This window comes from Mesorhizobium norvegicum (assembly GCF_004919685.1).
GTDB classification, from domain to species: domain Bacteria; phylum Pseudomonadota; class Alphaproteobacteria; order Rhizobiales; family Rhizobiaceae; genus Mesorhizobium; species Mesorhizobium norvegicum.
This window is the reverse complement of sequence record NZ_SMYZ01000012.1, coordinates 203690-220402: the sequence shown is the minus strand read 5'-3', so window position 1 is coordinate 220402 and position 16713 is coordinate 203690. Positions and strand designations below refer to the sequence as shown.

Annotated in this window: 12 protein-coding genes; 1 reads left to right on the top strand and 11 read right to left on the bottom strand. The window is 62.7% G+C overall.

Annotated elements, in window-relative coordinates; translation table 11 throughout:
* Nucleotides 1-2 precede the first annotated feature (2 nt).
* The 6 genes from melA (FCU66_RS05545) to melA (FCU66_RS05520) form a co-directional block, all read right to left on the bottom strand.
* Entirely contained in the window at nucleotides 3-1373 is a 1371-nt protein-coding gene (gene melA, locus FCU66_RS05545) for an alpha-glucosidase/alpha-galactosidase (protein ID WP_136617171.1), read from the bottom strand.
* Between the two features lie 19 nt (nucleotides 1374-1392).
* Nucleotides 1393-3060 (bottom strand): ABC transporter ATP-binding protein, encoded by a 1668-nt coding sequence (locus tag FCU66_RS05540; RefSeq protein WP_136617170.1) that lies wholly within the window; start codon nucleotides 3058-3060, stop codon nucleotides 1393-1395.
* A gap of 10 nt (nucleotides 3061-3070) precedes the next feature.
* Nucleotides 3071-4210, bottom strand: coding sequence for an ABC transporter permease (locus FCU66_RS05535; RefSeq protein WP_136617169.1), 1140 nt, complete (start codon nucleotides 4208-4210; stop codon nucleotides 3071-3073).
* A gap of 2 nt (nucleotides 4211-4212) precedes the next feature.
* Nucleotides 4213-5220, bottom strand: a complete 1008-nt coding sequence (locus FCU66_RS05530; protein WP_136617168.1) for an ABC transporter permease — start codon at nucleotides 5218-5220, stop codon at nucleotides 4213-4215.
* A 111-nt stretch (nucleotides 5221-5331) separates the two neighbouring features.
* Nucleotides 5332-7416: an ABC transporter substrate-binding protein gene (locus FCU66_RS05525; RefSeq protein WP_136617167.1), complete on the bottom strand. Its 2085-nt coding sequence runs from the start codon at nucleotides 7414-7416 to the stop codon at nucleotides 5332-5334.
* Nucleotides 7417-7549: 133 nt separating this feature from the next.
* The gene (gene melA, locus FCU66_RS05520; RefSeq protein ID WP_136617166.1) at nucleotides 7550-9016 is read right to left on the bottom strand and encodes an alpha-glucosidase/alpha-galactosidase; all 1467 of its coding nucleotides are present in this window, start codon (nucleotides 9014-9016) and stop codon (nucleotides 7550-7552) included.
* A 246-nt stretch (nucleotides 9017-9262) separates the two neighbouring features.
* Between melA (FCU66_RS05520) and FCU66_RS05515 the strand changes: the two genes are divergently transcribed.
* On the top strand, nucleotides 9263-10138 hold the full coding sequence (locus tag FCU66_RS05515; protein WP_136617165.1) for an AraC family transcriptional regulator: 876 nt from the start codon (nucleotides 9263-9265) through the stop codon (nucleotides 10136-10138).
* Nucleotides 10139-10209: 71 nt separating this feature from the next.
* Here FCU66_RS05515 and FCU66_RS05510 read toward each other — a convergent pair whose 3' ends face one another.
* The 5 genes from FCU66_RS05510 to FCU66_RS05490 form a co-directional block, all read right to left on the bottom strand.
* The gene (locus FCU66_RS05510) at nucleotides 10210-12237 is read right to left on the bottom strand and encodes an aldo/keto reductase (RefSeq protein WP_136617164.1); all 2028 of its coding nucleotides are present in this window, start codon (nucleotides 12235-12237) and stop codon (nucleotides 10210-10212) included.
* Nucleotides 12238-12272: 35 nt separating this feature from the next.
* Complete coding sequence (locus FCU66_RS05505) at nucleotides 12273-13382, bottom strand: ABC transporter ATP-binding protein (protein ID WP_136617163.1); 1110 nt, start codon at nucleotides 13380-13382, stop codon at nucleotides 12273-12275.
* A 12-nt stretch (nucleotides 13383-13394) separates the two neighbouring features.
* Nucleotides 13395-14231 carry a carbohydrate ABC transporter permease gene (locus FCU66_RS05500; RefSeq protein WP_136617162.1) on the bottom strand — a complete coding sequence of 279 codons (837 nt, stop codon included), beginning with the start codon at nucleotides 14229-14231 and terminating at the stop codon, nucleotides 13395-13397.
* Nucleotides 14228-15088: a carbohydrate ABC transporter permease gene (locus FCU66_RS05495; RefSeq protein ID WP_136617161.1), complete on the bottom strand. Its 861-nt coding sequence runs from the start codon at nucleotides 15086-15088 to the stop codon at nucleotides 14228-14230. The genes FCU66_RS05500 and FCU66_RS05495 overlap by 4 nt, the downstream gene beginning before the upstream one ends.
* Before the next feature lie 291 nt (nucleotides 15089-15379).
* On the bottom strand, nucleotides 15380-16651 hold the full coding sequence (locus tag FCU66_RS05490) for an extracellular solute-binding protein (RefSeq protein WP_136617160.1): 1272 nt from the start codon (nucleotides 16649-16651) through the stop codon (nucleotides 15380-15382).
* Nucleotides 16652-16713 lie beyond the last annotated feature (62 nt).

The window sequence follows — 16713 nt, the reverse complement described above, 5'->3', positions numbered from 1 at the left end:
CGTCAGGCTGCCTCGTTCTTGCGCTTCAAGCGCGCCCAGGCCGGCAGCCAGTCTCCGTGAGCGGCGAGAAGATCATCGACCAGTGACCAGATCTGGTCGAGATCGAGCTCCGCGGCGGTATGTGGGTCCATCATCGCCGCATGATAGATGTGCTCGCGGTTCTCCGTCATCAGCGCCCGCACCGTCAGTTCCTGAACGTTGATGTTGGTGCGGATCAGCGCGGTCAATTGCGGCGGCAGATCGCCGATATAGGTTGGCTGGATGCCGGAGGCATCGACCAGGCACGGCACCTCGGCGGCGCAATCCCGGGGCAGCGAGGTGATGCAGCCATTGTTGCGGACATTGCCGTAGATCACCGATGGCTCGCCGGTCCAGACCGAATTCATGATCGAGGAGGCGTATTCCCGGGACTGCTCGACCTCGATGCGATCGGCCGAACGATAGGCCTCAGCCTGCCCCTTCCAGCGCTCGATCTGTTCGATGCAGCGCTTGGGATATTCGTCCAGCGGGATGCCGTACTTCTCGATCAGGTCCGGGCGGCCGTTCTTGATGAAATAGGGCGTGTATTCGGCGAAATGCTCCGAGCTCTCGGTGACGAAATAGCCGAGCCGGGTCAGCATCTCGTAGCGCACCTTGTTGGGACAGCGCGGGTTCCAGCCGGGCTTGGGCGCGCGGCCTTCTCGATAGGCGCGCACGAGATCGGGATAGAGGTCGCGGTAGGAGCCATCCGGCTGGCGATGCTCGAAGTTGAGGTAGAAGGCCATGTGGTTGATGCCGGCCGAGCGATAGCGGATTTCTTCGTAGGGAAGGTCGAGGTCTTCAGCCAGTTCCATTGCCGTGCCCTGCACCGAATGGCAGAGGCCGACCTGCCTGATCTCAGGATATTTCTCCGATATCGCCCAGGTGTTGATCGCCATCGGGTTGACATATTGCAGCATGATCGCGTCAGGGCAGACGGCGAGCATGTCCTCGCAGATCTTCCACAGATGCGGCACGGTCCTGAGGCCACGCATGATGCCGCCGACGCCGAGCGTGTCGGCGATCGTCTGGCGCAGGCCGTATTTCTTCGGCACTTCGAAATCGGTGACCGTGCAGGGCTCGTAGCCGCCGATCTGGAAGGCGACGACGACGAAATCTGCGCCCGCCAGCGCCTTGCGCTGGTCCGAATGGGTCTCGGCCTTCGCCTTGACGCCGAGCGTCGCGATCAGCTTGTTGACGACGATGGCGCTCTCTTCCAGCCGCTGCGGATTGATGTCCATCAGCGCGATCGTCGCGCCAGCAAGCGACGGGCGCTGCAGCACGTCGCCGACAATGTTCTTCATGAACACCGTCGAGCCGGCGCCGATGAACGTGATCTTGGGATTTCTTGCCATGCTAACCTCCGGCATATGTTCAGGCCACGTCGAAAGCGGCCCTGACGAGCCGTTCGGTGTAGGCGGTCTTGGGATTGGACAGGACGTCGTCGACGGGGCCCTGTTCGACGATCTTGCCGTTCTGCATGACGATGACGCGGTGGCACAGCGCGCGCACCACCTTGAGGTCGTGCGAGATGAAGAGGTAGCTGAGGCCGCGCTCGTCCTGCAGCTTGCGCAGCAGGTCGATGATCTGCGCCTGGACGGAGAGGTCCAGCGCCGATGTCGGCTCGTCGAGCAGGATGAATTCGGGTTCCAACGCGATGGCGCGGGCGATCGCGACGCGCTGCCGCTGGCCACCCGAGAATTCGTGCGGAAACCGCGACAGTATATCGCCCGGCATGCCGGCGCTGACCAGCGCGTCGCGCACCCGTTCGACCCGCTCGCGCCGCGTCGCCCCGATGCTGTTGACGATCAGCCCTTCCTCGATGATCTGGCCGATCGTCATGCGCGGGTTGAGCGAGGAGAACGGATCCTGGAAGACGATCTGCATGCGCGAGCGCAGCGGCCGCATCTCGGCCCGCGACAGGCCGTGGATCGGCTTGCCGTCGAAACGGATCTCGCCGCGCTTGGCGTCGATCAATCTAAGCAGGGCCTGGCCGAAGGTGGTCTTGCCGGAGCCGGATTCGCCGACCAGCCCCAGTGTCTCATGGCGGCAGAGTTTCAGGCCAAGGTCGTCGACGGCGACCAGCTCTCGCCAGTCCGGCTTCAGGAAGGTGCCATGACGCAGCATGAATGAGACGCGCACGCCGCTGGCCTCGAGAATGGTGCCGCAGCCCTCCGGCAGCGGCTTCGGCTGCCCGCGCGGCTCGGAAGCCAGCAGCCGCCTCGTATAGGGATGCTGCGGATCGGCGAAAAGCCGTTCGGTGACGTTGTGCTCGCACATTTCGCCATGCTGCATGACGTAGACGTAGTCGGAGAACTGGCGCACCACGGTCAGGTCGTGGGTGATCAGGATCACCGCCATGCGCAGTTCTTTCTGCAGGCTGCGGATCAGGTTGAGGATCTGCGCCTGAACCGTGACGTCGAGCGCCGTCGTCGGCTCATCGGCGATCAAGACATCGGGATTGTTGGCCAGCGCCATGGCGATCATCACCCGCTGGCGTTGCCCGCCCGAGAGCTGGTGCGGGTATTGCTTGAGCCGCGCGGCGGGATCGGGAATCTGCACGTGCTGCAGAAGTTCGAGTGCTCGTGCCCATGCCTGCTTGCGGCTGACCTTGCGATGCACCCTGATCGCCTCGACGATCTGGCTGCCGACCGTATAGATCGGATTGAGCGAGCTCATCGGCTCCTGGAAGATCATCGAGATGCGGTTGCCACGCAGCTTGCGCCGGGCGCTCTCGGGAAATTTCAGGATGTTTTGCCCGTCATAACAGACGCTCGACCCGGGCGACACCGTGGCGCGCCGCGACAGCAGTCCCATGACGGTGCGCGCCGTCACCGACTTGCCGGAACCGGATTCGCCGACGATGGCGATCGTCTCGCCGCGATAGAGCTGGAACGAGATGTCCTTGACCGCTTCGACGACGCCATGCTCGACCTTGAAGGCCACGGCGACGTTGCGGGCGTCTATGATGGGCTGGTCCTGGCGTCCGTCATGGTCGTGGCGAACGATTGGTGCGAAGGATTCGGCGAGCGCGACGGACATCTGTGCCACCTCAATAAGGGTCGACGGCATCGCGCAGGCCGTCGCCCAGCGCGTTGAAGGCAAAGACGGTGACGAGCACGAAACCGACCGGCGACAGGATCCAGGGATAGGTGCCGATGACGGAATAGGTCGCGGTGTCCTGCAGCATCAGGCCCCACGAAATCAGCGGCGGCTTGACGGCGAAGCCGAGGAACCCGAGGAAGGATTCGAGCAGCACCACCGTCGGGATCGCCAGCGTCACGGCGACGATCACATGGCTCATCACATTGGGAAAGATGTGCTGCATGATGATGCGCCGGTCGGTGGCGCCGACCGCCATGGCGGCGCGCACATACTCGATCCGCGCCAGCGCCAGCGTCTTGCCGCGCACCTCGCGCGACATCTGCGCCCAGCCCAAGGCCGACATGACGATGATGACGAAAGCCAGGAAGACGTTGGTGGGAGCGGTGACCGGGATCAGCGTCGTCAGCGCCAGATAGAGCGGCAGCTGCGGAAAGGCGAGCACCAGTTCGACGAAGCGCTGCATCCAGACATCGAACCTGCCGCCGAAATAGCCGGAGACCATGCCGACGGTGGTGCCGATGACGGTGATGATGAAGACGACCGTCAGCGCGATCATCAGCGAGACGCGCGAGCCGTGGATGGCGCGCGACAGCACGTCACGGCCGAACTTGTCGGTGCCTAGGAAATGCACCGGCTGGCCGTCCAGCGAGCCGAACAGATGCCGGTCCGCCGGCAACAGCCCGAACAGCTTGTAGGGCGCGCCATGCACGAAGAAACCAAGCAGCCTTGGATGGTCATAATCGGGACCGACGACCGGCTGGAAGGTAACCGGATCGAGGTCCGCCGAATCGGCCAGCGCATAGACCCTCGGCCGCGCGACGAAACCGCCGTCCTTGTCATGGAAGCTCGGCAGCTGCGGCGGCGCGAAGCCGACATCCGTGACCTTCGGGTCCATTGGCGCCATGAACTCGGCGAATACGGCCATCGCCAGCAGAAGCACGACGAGCCAAAGCCCGGCCATGCCGGTCCAGGAGCGCTTCAGCCGGCGCCAGACAAGCGCCATGTAGCTCTCATTGCCGCGCGCCGGTTTGGCTACGATGGGGCCTTCGGCCGGCAGCGGTGGAGGTGATGGATCGCGCGCCAACATCTCTAACCCTCCCCGAACTGGCGGACGCGCGGATCGAGCAGGACGAGCAGCATGTCGGCGATGATGTTGCCGACGATCAGCGTCGCCGACAGGACCATCATGAAGGTGGCGGTGACATAGACATCGCCGACGGCCATGGAGCCGACGATCGCCGGGCCAACGGTCGGCAGCGCGAAGATGATCGCCGTCTCGATCTCACCGGTGAGCATGTAGGGCAGCACCACGCCCTGATACATGACGAGCGGGTGCAGCGCGTTGGGCACGGCGTGGCGCATGACGACGGCGGCGCCGGTCAGCCCCTTGGCCCTGGCCGTCTCGACATATTGTGCGTTCAGCGTGTCGAGGAGGTTGCCGCGCATGACGCGCATATTGTAGGCGAGGCCGCCGAAAGTGGCGATCGCCACGACCGGCCAGACATGTTTGACCAGGTCGACGAATTTGGCCCACGACCACGGCGCGCCGCCATATTGCGGCGAGAAGAAGCTGCCGATCTCCGACACGTTGAACTGGAAGACCATGAGATAGACAATGATCAGCGCCATCAGGAAGCGCGGCACCGTCATGCCGAGGAAGGAGATGGCCGACAGCGTCGAGTCTATCCAGGTATATTGCCGCGTCGCCGCCCATATGCCGAAAGTGATGCCGAGCACCGAGGCGAGCAGATGGCAGACCAGTGCCAGAAGGAGCGTGCGCGGCAGGCGCTCGCCGACCACATCGGCGACCGGCTTGTTGTAATAGAGGCTGTAGCCGAAATCGCCGCGGGTGATGATGCCGCCGATCCAGTTGCGGTATTGGACGGGCAGCGGCTTATCGAGGCCATGCTCGATGCGATAGGCCTTGGCCTGCGCGTCGGCCTCGGCGAAGGAGGCTCCGCCCTGGTTGATCAGCTGCGAGCGGATGTAGTCGGCATAGTCGCCCGGCGGCGCCTGGATGATGGCAAAGGTGACCAGGCTCAGAATGGCGAGGACCGGTATTGCCGACGCTATGCGCGTGAGCAGGAATCGCAACATGGACGGTCCGCTTCCTTGTCTCGCCGATCGCGCCTTTGGTGCGTCCGGAGGTTGGTTTTGTCCGGCCGCGCCAGCGGCGCGGCCGGAGTTCTCTTGGTCAGGGAGGTAAACCTAATCCATCGGACCCTTGTCTCCGGGTTTGCCGGGCAGTTCTTGCGGAAACAATTCGTATTTCGCCTGCTTGTCGGCGGCGACAAAGACCCGTTCGCGGATGATTGAATCCTCGGCCCAGTTGAACATGAAGATCGGCGTGCCCTGCGGAATGTTCGAGAAGCGCTTGTTGATGATCAGCGCGCCAGGATATTCCGTCAGGCCGACATTGTAGACGTGTTCCGTAGAAATCTTCTGGAACTCTCTCATCAGGCTGGCGCGCTGGTCGTTGTCCTCGGACGAGACGAATTTGTTGACGATATCGACGAGGTCCTTTTCGAAAGGCATCAGGTCTACCTCGCCGCTTTCGGGCGCGCGGTGGTTCCAGCTGGTCTTCGGGCCAACGGGAGCGAGCTGCTCGGTATTCTGCACCACCGATGTCAGCTCCTGGTCGTTGCGCCGGACCAGCCAGTCGAAGCGGCCGGAATATTGCGAGGCGTCGCGCTGGGTGCCGTTGAGCCCGTTGAGCACGATCCGAATTCCGAGCTTTTCCATCTGGGCGACGACGCCTTCGGCAAGGCTCTTGTCGGTTGTGTAGTCGTTGTTGACCAGCATCACGATTTCGACGTTCTTGCCGCCGGCGGTGCCGGCCGGGAAGTTCACGAAACCGTCGCCGTCCGTATCCTTGAGGCCGGCCTTGGCGAGCTCCGCCTTGGCGCCCTCGAGGTCGAAGGGGTAGTAGACGGTCGAATCGCGGTCATAGAAGCTGGTGCCTGACGACAGGCCGCCGGCGTAGATGGCGGTGAACGGGCCCTTGACCAGCGAGTCGCCGAGCGCCTTGCGGTCGAGCGCCATGGTGACGGCCTTGCGGAAGTCCTCGTTGCGGTTCAGCTCGCGCACGGCTTGCCCGCGTTCGTCCGGGTTGCCCCAGCCATTGGCGGAAAAATTCATGCGCAGATTGTAGCCGATAAGCCGCGGGCCAAAGGCCAGGCGTGCGGGCGCATTTGCCTCCGCAGCACGCTTCAGCGAGGCGACGAAGTTTTCCGGCTGCTCCAGGTTGGAGAAGTCGGCCGAGCCGGCAACCGCCTGGACGTCGCGGTCGGCCCAGGTCGACAGCTTGTATTGCAGCTCGTTGAGGTAAGGCAGCTGGTTGCCCTTCTCGTCGACCTTCCAATAGTAGGGGTTGCGGCGCATGACGATGATGTCGTCCGGCCGATACTCGACCGGCACCCAGGCGCCCATCACCGGCATGTTCATGAATTCCGGCGGAAAGGCGTTCTTGAACTGGTCGTAGGTGTTCTTCGAATATTTCGGATGCTGCGGCTTCAGGATGTGCGCGGGGCCAGGGCAGAAGGTGCCGTAGGCCATCGCATAGAGATATTGTTTCGGAAACGCTTCCTTGAAGGTCCACTCGACGGTGTAGTCGTCGATCTTCTTCAGCGTCGTGCCGACGCCGAAGGTTTCCTGCGTGGCGCCGTTCAGCGGCGAGACATTGGGATCAACGACCTCGTCGTCCCAGTAGAACATGACATCGTCGGCGTTGAAGGCAACGCCATCCGACCACTTCGCCCCTTCGACCAGATGCATGGTCAGCTTGTGACCGTCGCTCGACCAGTCCCAGCTCCTGGCCAGGTTCGGCAGCGGTTCGGTGTCCTTCGCCTCGACCTGGAACAGCGGCGCGGTGCGCGTCAGGCATTCGGAAAGGCCGATATCGATGCCGCCCCAGCCTTGCGTCTGGCCGGCGCCGTAGTTCCAGCCTTCCGGCCGTCCGCCGATGACATGGCGCATCGTATCGCCATAGACGCCGATGCCGTCCTGCATGTTGCCCGTCTTGAAGACCAGCGGTTCTTTCGGCAGCCTGTCTTTCACCGGCGGCAGCTTGCCGGTCTTGACGTATTTCTCGGTGACCCAGTCGGGCTCGTGGTATTCGGGGAGCGCCTTGAACTCCAGAATGGAGTCACGCGCGACATAGTTGATCTTGCCCTCGGCGGGGAACGGTGTCGGTGCCGGCGGAACCGTCGGCTCGGAAGCGTATGCATTGAGTGCCGAGACCGAGACGCTCAGCGCCAGTCCGGCGGCAAGGCCGATATTGCGTAAATTCCTCACTGTCTCTCTCCCTCTTGTTTGTTCCGGAGCGTTTGCACCTGCTCCGCTTCTCCTCGAATTAAAACGGTTTCGTGGCAGTGGATCCGCCTCCCGTAGATCCACCATCACCGCATGAGGTTTCAGCCGGCCCGTTTCAGCCGGCTTGCTTCAGCGGGGCTTTTTCGGCACGCAGTTCCTCGATCGAGCGAACGCTGCGCCGTGCGGCGCCCGCCCACTCGCGGGTCTTCACCGCCGATGTCGACAGCCGCTCCCTGGCGGCCGGAACCGCATGGGCATATTGCGGCAGCCAGGCCGCCTGGGCGACGACCATTTCATCGACCATCTGCCAGACCTCCTCCGGCGTCGAAACCGCGCCGACCAGCGGGTCATGCAGCACGGCGAGCTTCAGAAGGTCTATGTCGCCTGATATCGCGGCATGCACCGACATGCGCTGGACATTGATCGAGGCGATGCAGGTGGCGGCGCAGGCTTCGGGCAGCGTGATGCCGGCGGCCATGTTGATGCCGAAACGGTCGACGAAGCCGGGTGACTCGATGATGGCGTCCTGCGGCAGGTTGGTGATCACCCCGTTGTTCCTGACGTTGAAGTGGCCGCGATAGACGCGATTGGTCTCCAGCGCCTCCAATATGTGGCTGGCATGCTCGTTGGAGCGCTTCTCCCGATCGATCGGCTGTGATGCCGCTTCGAGGAACTGCGGATATTCCGTCTCGAACCAGTTGCGGGTTTCGGTGGAGTAGCGGAGATAGCCGCCCGTCTCGCCATGGATCCAGTCGGACATATCGATCCAGCGCGTGATCTCGTCGGGGCGTTTGCGGTACCAGGGCAGATATTCCGAAAGATGGCCGTTGCTTTCGGTCGAATAGACGCCGAAGCGCTTCAGGACATCGATGCGCAGCTTCTCCTGCTGCGAATAGACCGGATGCGCTTCGAAGGCGGCGACCAGTTCGTCCTTGCCGATGGGGCGGCCGTTCAGGCGCAGGTCGATGAACCAGGTCTGGTGGTTGATGCCGGAACAGACATAGTCGAGCTCCTGCCTGGACTTCGCGCCCAGCACCTCGGCAATCTGCTCGGCGCCGTGCTGGACGCCGTGGCAGAGCCCGACAGTGTCGACCTTGCCGTATTCGATCGCTGCCCAGGTGTTCATCGCCATCGGGTTGGCGTAGTTCAGGAATTTGACGTTCGTCTCGGCGACCTCGCGTATGTCCTTGCAGAAGTCTAGGATCACCGGAATGTTGCGCTGGCCATAGAGAATGCCGCCGGCACAGATCGTGTCACCGACACACTGGTCGATGCCGTATTTCAGGGGAATGCGGATATCGTCGGCATAGGCTTCGAGACCTCCGACCCGCACGCAGCTGATGACGTAGCGTGCGCCTTCGAGCGCCTTGCGGCGGTCGGTGGTCGCCGTCACCCTGGTCGGCAATCGGTTAGCCTCGACGATCCTGTCGAGGATAGCCTTGATCATCTGGAGATTGTGCTCGCTGACATCGGTCAGCGCGAATTCGATGTCCTTGAATTCGGGCACGCAGAGGATGTCGGTGAACAATTTCTTGGTGAAGCCGACGCTGCCGGCACCGATGATAGCGATTTTGAAACTCATCAGCCGCACCTCATTCCGTTCACATGGCAGACAAGGAATGACAATGGGAAGCTGTCGCCACATGCCGCGACATGTATGCAGGACAAGCCGGAATCCGGCTCGCCAACCTCCCCGTCCGCTCCTCGACTGCGGATCTCTCTCGCTTTTCGACGGGGATTATGCGCTTATTCGCGAGCGCGACCAGAGAAGGATTATGCTTTCAAGGGTAATTTTGTGCTGCAAGATTTGATCGCCAACGGACAGTCCATGCGCACGATCTCGCTGCCGCGTGGCCGTCAGCGCCTGCACGCCATGCCGACGAGCACGGGCTATGAAGTGCGCGAGGACGAGATCTACGACTGGGACGGGCGAAAGCGCGGCCAGACACCGTTCACCGTGCTCCAGCACACGATCAGCGGAACCGGCCGGCTGCGCTACGAGAACCGCAACTACCGCCTGCAGAAGAACGACACATTGCTGGTGCTGGTGCCGCACAACCACCGCTACTGGCTGGCCGGGGACGAGCGCTGGGAATATTTCTGGATTTCGATGAACGGCGAGGAGGCGCTGCGCATCCACAAGTCGATCCTCAGCGTCTCTGGTCCGGTATTTCGGCTGCAGCCGGCGACGATCGATCATCTTGCCGATTGCAGCCTGCGTCTGATCAAAGGGGCCGCTTCGCCGGGGGCTGCTTCGGCCGTCGCCTACGAGGCTGCGATGGCGCTGTATGACGATGTCTTCGGCTCACATGCCTTTGCCGAAAAACAGAGCGTCATGCAGCCGGTCATCGATCACATCAATGCCAATCTCGACAGGCCGCTGCCGGTGGCGGACCTGGTTCAGATCAGTGGCCTCAGCCGGGCCCATTTCTCACGCTGCTTCGCCGAAAGCGAAGGCCTGCCGCCCGCCGAATTCGTGCTGCAGCAGCGCCTGCAACGCGCGGCGAAGCTGCTGACAAAGGCGGATTTCCTGCCGGTGAAGGAAGTCGCCATCCTGTGCGGCTTCGAGGACGCCAACTATTTCTCGAAGGTCTTCCGTCGCTGCTACGGCATCACGCCGAGCCAATTCCGCACCACCGGCATGTATGCCAATTTGAGAACCCCGGCGAGGCGCGGCGTCAGGGCGCCTGATGACGAGACCTGACGCCGCTTTTGGGTCCTTGTTTCATGCAAATCGTTATCCCAAAACCGCTGCGCGCTTTTGGGCGACATGCATCAGGCAGCGTGCAGGCTGCCGCCGTCCAGCCATTCGAGATCGGCCCGCGAAAGCGTGATGTCGAGGGCGCGCAGACTGTCATCGAGTTCGTCCAGCGTGCGTGGACCGATCAGCGGGATGGAGGGGAATGGCTGATCGAGCACATAGGCCAGCGCAACATGGATCGGGCTCTTGCCCAGTCTCGCGGCAAGTTCGATCGCCCGGTCGCGACGGCCGAAATTCCGCTCCGAGTACCACACCCGCACCAGTTCCTCATTGTCGCGCTTGTCGCGCCCGGCGCGGTCGGTGAAGAAGCCACGCCCCTGGCTCGACCAGGCAAAATTCGGCATCTGCCGCGCGGTCAGCCAAGCCTTCCACGCATCCGTGGAGGACGTAATGCAGCCGGCCCAGATCGGCTCCAGCATTTCGGCCAGCGAGAAATTGTTGGACAGCGCGCCGGGCCTTTGCTTGCCGGTGCGTTCGGCGTAGGCAATCGCCTGATCCATGCGTTCCATCGTCCAGTTCGAGCCGCCGAACGGGCCGCGGATGCGGCCAGCCTTCACCTCGCGATCCATCGCATCGACGAATTCGCCGACCGGCACATCCGGATTGTCGCGGTGCATGAAATAGACATCGACATGATCGGTCTGCAGCCGGTCGAGCGACTGGTCGAGCTGCTTGCCGATCACATCGGGATAGCAGAGCGGCGAATGCGCGCCCTTGGCGATGACCACCGATTGCGCGCGCACGCCGCGGTTTTTCAACCACTCGCCAAGCAGCTTCTCGGTATAGCCGGCGCCGTAGACATAGCCGGTGTCGAAGAGATTGCCGCCGGCCTCGAAAAAGGCATCGAGCAGGATCGAACCGGAGGAGAAGGTGCGGAAATCCTCGAAGCCGAGCGCCACCACCGACGCCGGCTTCGACAGGCCAGGGATCGTGCGCTTGGCGATCGCCGTGCCGCCCGATCGCAATGGCCGGCCGGAGATGGTGTTGACGCGTTGTTGGGCCTTCTCGATCCCGTATTCGAGGCCGGCTGCCGCCCGCCATCTGTCCAGCACACGCAAGGTGCCGAGGCTTTCCGCCCATGCCATGCCCGGCCAGGCGAATTCCTGCCGCCCGGCGCGGATGGCCTCACCCGCTGCATCGACCTCGAAGGAATAGACATGGCGTTTCTCGTTGACGCTGATGGTCTCGCGCGCGCCATCGGATGCGATGATTTCGATCTGGCCCAGGCCGACGTCACGGTTGCCGCCGGCGAACCAGAAGTCCGGCACTTCGATGCGGCCCTTGGTGCCCAGGATGCGCAAGACATTGTCCTGGTTGAGCGAGATGCTGCAGGAGACTTCGGCGACAATGCCACTTGAGAAATGCAGCAGCGCGGAGGCCCATTCGTCGACGCCGGACTGGCCGAGATGGGCGGTGCCGACCACTTTGTCCGGCTCGCTGAAGGGCTTTCCGACTGCCGCGCCGGCAATCAGCCGCACCATCGAGACGGGATAGCCGCCAACGTCAAGAATGCCGCCGCCGGCGAGATCGTTGGCATAGAGCCGGTGCTGCGGCATGAAGCCCGGCATGGCGAAGCCGAAGCTCGATTTGATCATCCTGATCTCGCCTATGACACCCGACCTGATCAGTTCCACCAGCTTCAGCGTCTGCGGGTGCAGCCGGTACATGAAGGCTTCGCCGAGGAATGTGCCGGCCTTGCGCGCGGCATGGATCATGGCGTCGGCCTCGAAGGCGGTCAGCGCAAGCGGCTTTTCGCACAGCACATGCTTTCCAGCCTCGGCCGCCTTGATCGCCCATTGCGCATGGCCGGGATGCGGTATCGAAATGTAGACGGCGTCGATGTCGGGATCGGCGAGCAGTGCATCGTAGCCGTCGAGAATGCGGGCGCCGGGAAAACTCTCGGCGAGACCGGGCTTGGCGGGATTGCGCGCGCCGATGGCGACCAGCTTTCCGGTGCGCGAGCCGGCCACGCCGCCGGCAAAGGACTGGGCGATGCTGCCCGGACCGAGAATGCCCCAGCGAATGGGCGTTGCTGCGTTCATTGTCATTCTCCTTGAAGGCTGGAAAGGGCCGGCGGTCAGCGCAGCCGCAGTCCTTTTTCGTCGAACAGGTAGGATTTGCGGATGGAAACGGTGATCTCGGGCGTGTCAGGGACCTTTGCCGCGTCGCGCTGGATCACCACGTCGTCGCCGTTGGCCGTTCTGGCATAGAGGAAACTTGTGCCGCCCAGGTGCTCGACCACGTCGATGGCAACCACAAGGTCGGTGTCGCCCTCTCCGGCATTGCCGAAATGTTCGGGCCGCACGCCGACGATGACCTTGCTGCCGATTTCTGGGCTTCCGATTTTTGGGCTCCCTGTTTCGGGTTCAGCGCCGGTCAGCGGTTGTATGATGCGGGTCTTCTCCTGACCCGCCAGCTCGACCACAACACCACGCGCATCGTGCCCGACAATGCGGCCGTTGATGAAGTTCATCTTCGGCGAGCCAACAAAGCCCGCCACGAACTGGTTGTCGGGATTGTCATAGAGATCGAGCGGCCGGCCGATCTGCTCGACATGGCCGGCACGCAGCACGACGATCCTGTCGGCCAGTGTCATCGCCTCGGTCTGGTCGTGCGTGACATAGATCATGGTGGCGCCGAGTTCCTTGTGCAGCCGAGAGATCTCGACCCGCATCTGGACGCGCAATTCGGCATCGAGATTGGAGAGCGGCTCGTCGAACAGGAACACCTGCGGTTCACGCACGATGGCGCGGCCGATGGCGACGCGCTGGCGTTGGCCGCCGGAGAGTTTTTTCGGGCGCCTGTCCATCAATTCGCTGATACGCAGGATCTCGGACGCCCGCTTCACCCGCCGGTCGGTATCGGCCTTGGGATTGCCGGTCATCCTCAGCCCGAAGCTCAGATTCTGTTCGACGTTCATGTGCGGATAGAGTGCGTAGGACTGGAACACCATGGCGATGCCGCGGTCGGCCGGCTCGACATCGTTCACCACCTTGCCGCCGATGGCGATCTCGCCGCCGCTGATGTCCTCGAGCCCGGCGATCATCCTGAGCAGCGTCGATTTTCCGCAGCCGGAAGGGCCGACGAAGACGACGAATTCGCCGTCCTTGATGTCGATGCTGGCACCATGGACGACCTCGAAGACACCGAAGCGCTTGACGACATTGTTGAGCGTGACGGTTGCCATGCTGCCCCTTACTTACTTGACCGCGCCGGCGGCGATGCCGGCGATAAAATGGCGCTGCAACAGCACGAAGACGACGAGCATCGGCACCGTCAGCATCACCGCGCCCGCCATGATGCCGCCCCATGACACCTTGGTGAGGCCGATCAGCGTGCCGAGCGCCACGGGTGCTGTCATCGAACCGGGCTGGCTGTTGATCAGGAGCGGCCACAGATAATTGTTCCAGGAGGCGAGGAACAGGATGATGGCGAGCGCCGCCAGCATCGGCCGCGCCAGAGGCAGTGCGACGAAAAGGAAGATGCGCCATTCCTTCACACCTTCGACGCGCGCCGCATCGAAGAGGTCGTCCGGCATCATCGAAAAACTCTGCCGCATGAACAGCACGCCGAGCGAATTGAACAGCGGCGGCACGATCAGCGCCACCCAGGTGTTGGCGAGCTTGAAGTCGCGCGCCACCATGATGAATTGCGGGATCAGCACGACTGCATAGGGAAGCGTGATGGTGCCGAGGATGATGGCGACGACCGCGCCCTTGCCGAAGAACTGGTACCGGGCCAGCGCCCAGCCGGCCATAGACGTCAGCAGCACCGACAGGAATGTGTAGGTTACCGCCACCGAGACCGAAATGCCGATGGCGCCGACGAAGTTGGTGTCACGTTGCAGATTGTTGAAATTGTCGATGAAATTGCCGTGCGGCAAAAGCTCGATGCCGGGGCTGAAGATGCCGTTGTCCGGCATGGTCGAGAACACCACCATCATCCAGAGCGGAAACAGCCAGATCAGCGCCAGCGGCGTCAGGACCAGATGCAGGGCGATGCTGCGTCCCAGTCTGGCGGAGGAGCGCGAACTCATTTCGGTCCCCTCGTCAGCCACAGCTGCGCCAGCGTGATGGCGATCGCCAGGCCGGCCATGGTGTAGGCAACGGCCGAGGCGTAGCCGAAATTGAGCGACCGAAAGCCCTGGCGGTAAAGCAGCAGGCCAAGCGTCTCCGTGCCGCCGCCCGGTCCGCCACGCTCGGTGATCAGGAACGGCTCGGTGAACAGCTGCATGGTGCCGATGATCGACAGCACGAGGCAGAACACGATGACCGGCTTGAGCAACGGCAGGGTGATGTAGAAGAACTGCTTGAGCTTGCTGACGCGGTCGAGCGTCGCCGCCTCGTAGACATCTTCGGGAATGGACTGCATGCCGGCGAGCAGGATGATGGCGTTGTAACCGGCCCAGCGCCAGGTCACCGCGATCATGATCAGCGCCATCGCCGGCGTGACGTTGGAGAACCAGTCGATCTTGGGCAGGCCGATGCTGTTCAGGAGCTTGTTGATGATGCCGAAATCGAGGTTGAACATCAGCCGGAACACCGCCGAATAGGCGACCTCGCCAACCACCACCGGGGCGAAGAAGGCAAAGCGGTAGAGGCCGCGCGCCTTCAAGAGCGGCGAGTTCAAAAGCACCGCCATGACGAGCGCCAGCGAGATCATCACCGGCACCTGGATGACCAGGATGAGCAGCGTGTTCTTCAGCGCGTTGAAGAAGGCCGGATCGCCGATCAATCGGCCCCAGTTGAAGCCTGGTGCGAACCGCCACGGCACGGTGCGCGTCGCCTGGAAGGAGATCATGAAGGAGCTGATGATCGGCCACACCCAGAAGATTGCGAAGATCAGCAGATAGGGCGTGAGGAAGCGATAGGCCGTGGCGTTGCGGTTGCGCATCTTTTTGCCTCCTTCCCTTTTGCTTTCCGCCCGTTCGGGTGGCGTGTTGGTATTCAATCTTCGAGGTCTGCGCCGCCCCTCACCTGCCTGCCGGCATCCTCTCCCCGTATAGTGACGGGGAGAGGGGCGCTGTCATCAATGGTTTCGTCAATCACCGGCGTTGCAGGAAAGGGCACCGGCGCTGCGGCAATCTCCCTTCTCCCCGTCACTATACGGGGAGAAGGTCCCGGCAGGGGGGATGAGGGGCAGCGCCAACGTTCTCGCAGGACGCATCACTCGGCCCGCCGGTGGTCACGATTTGACGGGCAATCCGGTCGCCGCGGCGATCTGGCTTGCGGCATCGTCGAGTGCCGCCTTGGCGTCGGGGTAGCCGCCGCCCAGATATTTGGTCTGCACGGCACGGACGATGATTTCGGCATCGCTCTGGAACGGCGTGCCGCGGCTCGGAACAACCTTGGGCAAGGTGGCCAGAATGTCCTTCCACACCGCCTGGCCGCCCCAATAGGGCAGGCCTTCCGAGACATAGGGGTCGTTGAGCGCCGACACCAGCGAAGGCACCAGGCCGAACTCCTTGAGCATGGTGATCTGGCCTTCGTTCGTCTCCAGCGTGTATTTCAGATAGGCGTAGGCCGCCTCCTTGTTCTTCGAGGCCGAGGTTATGGCCAGCGAAGACCCGCCGAGATTGGCGGCGCGCGGTCCGTCGGCGGTGAGGCTCGGCATCAGATAGACGCCCCATTTGCCGTTTTCACCGGCCGATTCGGTGCGGATGGTGCCCTCGTACCAGCCGCCATAGATCTGGGTGGCGACGGTGCCGGCGGTGTTGTTGGTGATCTTGGTGCCCCAGTCGGCCGACGAGATGATGCCGGCGTCCTTCATCTCCTTGATCTTGGTGAGCGTGTCCACGCATTTGGGCTGGTTGACCGTGATCGACTGCCCGTCGGCGGCGAAATAGGCGCAGCCCTGTTCGTTGGAGATCATGCGGAAGAATTCGCTATCGCCATTGAAATCGGCATTGGTCATGGTGACGCCCGGATTGGCGGCCTGGACCTTCTTGCCGGCGGCGATGAAATCATCCCAGGTCTTGATCGACGCCGGGTCGACGCCGGCCTTTTCGTAGAAGTCGCGGCGATAGAAGGCGGCGACCGGACCCGAATCCCACGGCATCGCATAGGCCTTGTCGCCGACTTCGAGCTCGGTGCGCTTGAAGTCGGGGAATTTCGCCTGGTCCTCAGCCGTGTAGCCCAGCGTATGCAGGTCGACGAAGCAGTCGGGGAACTGGCTCCAGTAATTCTCGGCCTCGCCGTTTTCGATCGAGACGATGTCCGGCAGGCCGACGCCGCCGGCCGCACAGCCGGCGATCGACTTGTCGTAGGTCGGCTGGTTGCCGAGATCCTGGACCGTGACCTTGACGTCGGGGAATTGCTTGTTGAAGCCGGCAATGGTCGCCTTCAGCGATGAAGCCGCGACATTCCAGCTCCAGATGGTGATTTCGCCGGATTGCGCAAAGGCCGGGGCTGAGCCCAGGGCAAGCGCGAGCGCGGCGCAGGTCATTGTGATGCGCATAGAAATCCTCCCATTTCATTTGCTCTCTCACTGTGAGCGTGGCTAGACTATGCAGTGGGCAG

Coding starts and splice junctions, on each gene's coding strand:
- FCU66_RS05490 (WP_136617160.1), bottom strand. CDS start 16,651: ATGCGCATCACAATGACCTGCGCCGCGCTCGCGCTTGCCCTGGGCTCA.
- melA (WP_136617171.1), bottom strand. CDS start 1,373: ATGGCAAGAAATCCCAAGATCACGTTCATCGGCGCCGGCTCGACGGTG.
- FCU66_RS05530 (WP_136617168.1), bottom strand. CDS start 5,220: ATGTTGCGATTCCTGCTCACGCGCATAGCGTCGGCAATACCGGTCCTC.
- melA (WP_136617166.1), bottom strand. CDS start 9,016: ATGAGTTTCAAAATCGCTATCATCGGTGCCGGCAGCGTCGGCTTCACC.
- FCU66_RS05500 (WP_136617162.1), bottom strand. CDS start 14,231: ATGAGTTCGCGCTCCTCCGCCAGACTGGGACGCAGCATCGCCCTGCAT.
- FCU66_RS05535 (WP_136617169.1), bottom strand. CDS start 4,210: ATGTTGGCGCGCGATCCATCACCTCCACCGCTGCCGGCCGAAGGCCCC.
- FCU66_RS05510 (WP_136617164.1), bottom strand. CDS start 12,237: ATGAACGCAGCAACGCCCATTCGCTGGGGCATTCTCGGTCCGGGCAGC.
- FCU66_RS05505 (WP_136617163.1), bottom strand. CDS start 13,382: ATGGCAACCGTCACGCTCAACAATGTCGTCAAGCGCTTCGGTGTCTTC.
- FCU66_RS05495 (WP_136617161.1), bottom strand. CDS start 15,088: ATGCGCAACCGCAACGCCACGGCCTATCGCTTCCTCACGCCCTATCTG.
- FCU66_RS05540 (WP_136617170.1), bottom strand. CDS start 3,060: ATGTCCGTCGCGCTCGCCGAATCCTTCGCACCAATCGTTCGCCACGAC.
- FCU66_RS05515 (WP_136617165.1), top strand. CDS start 9,263: ATGCGCACGATCTCGCTGCCGCGTGGCCGTCAGCGCCTGCACGCCATG.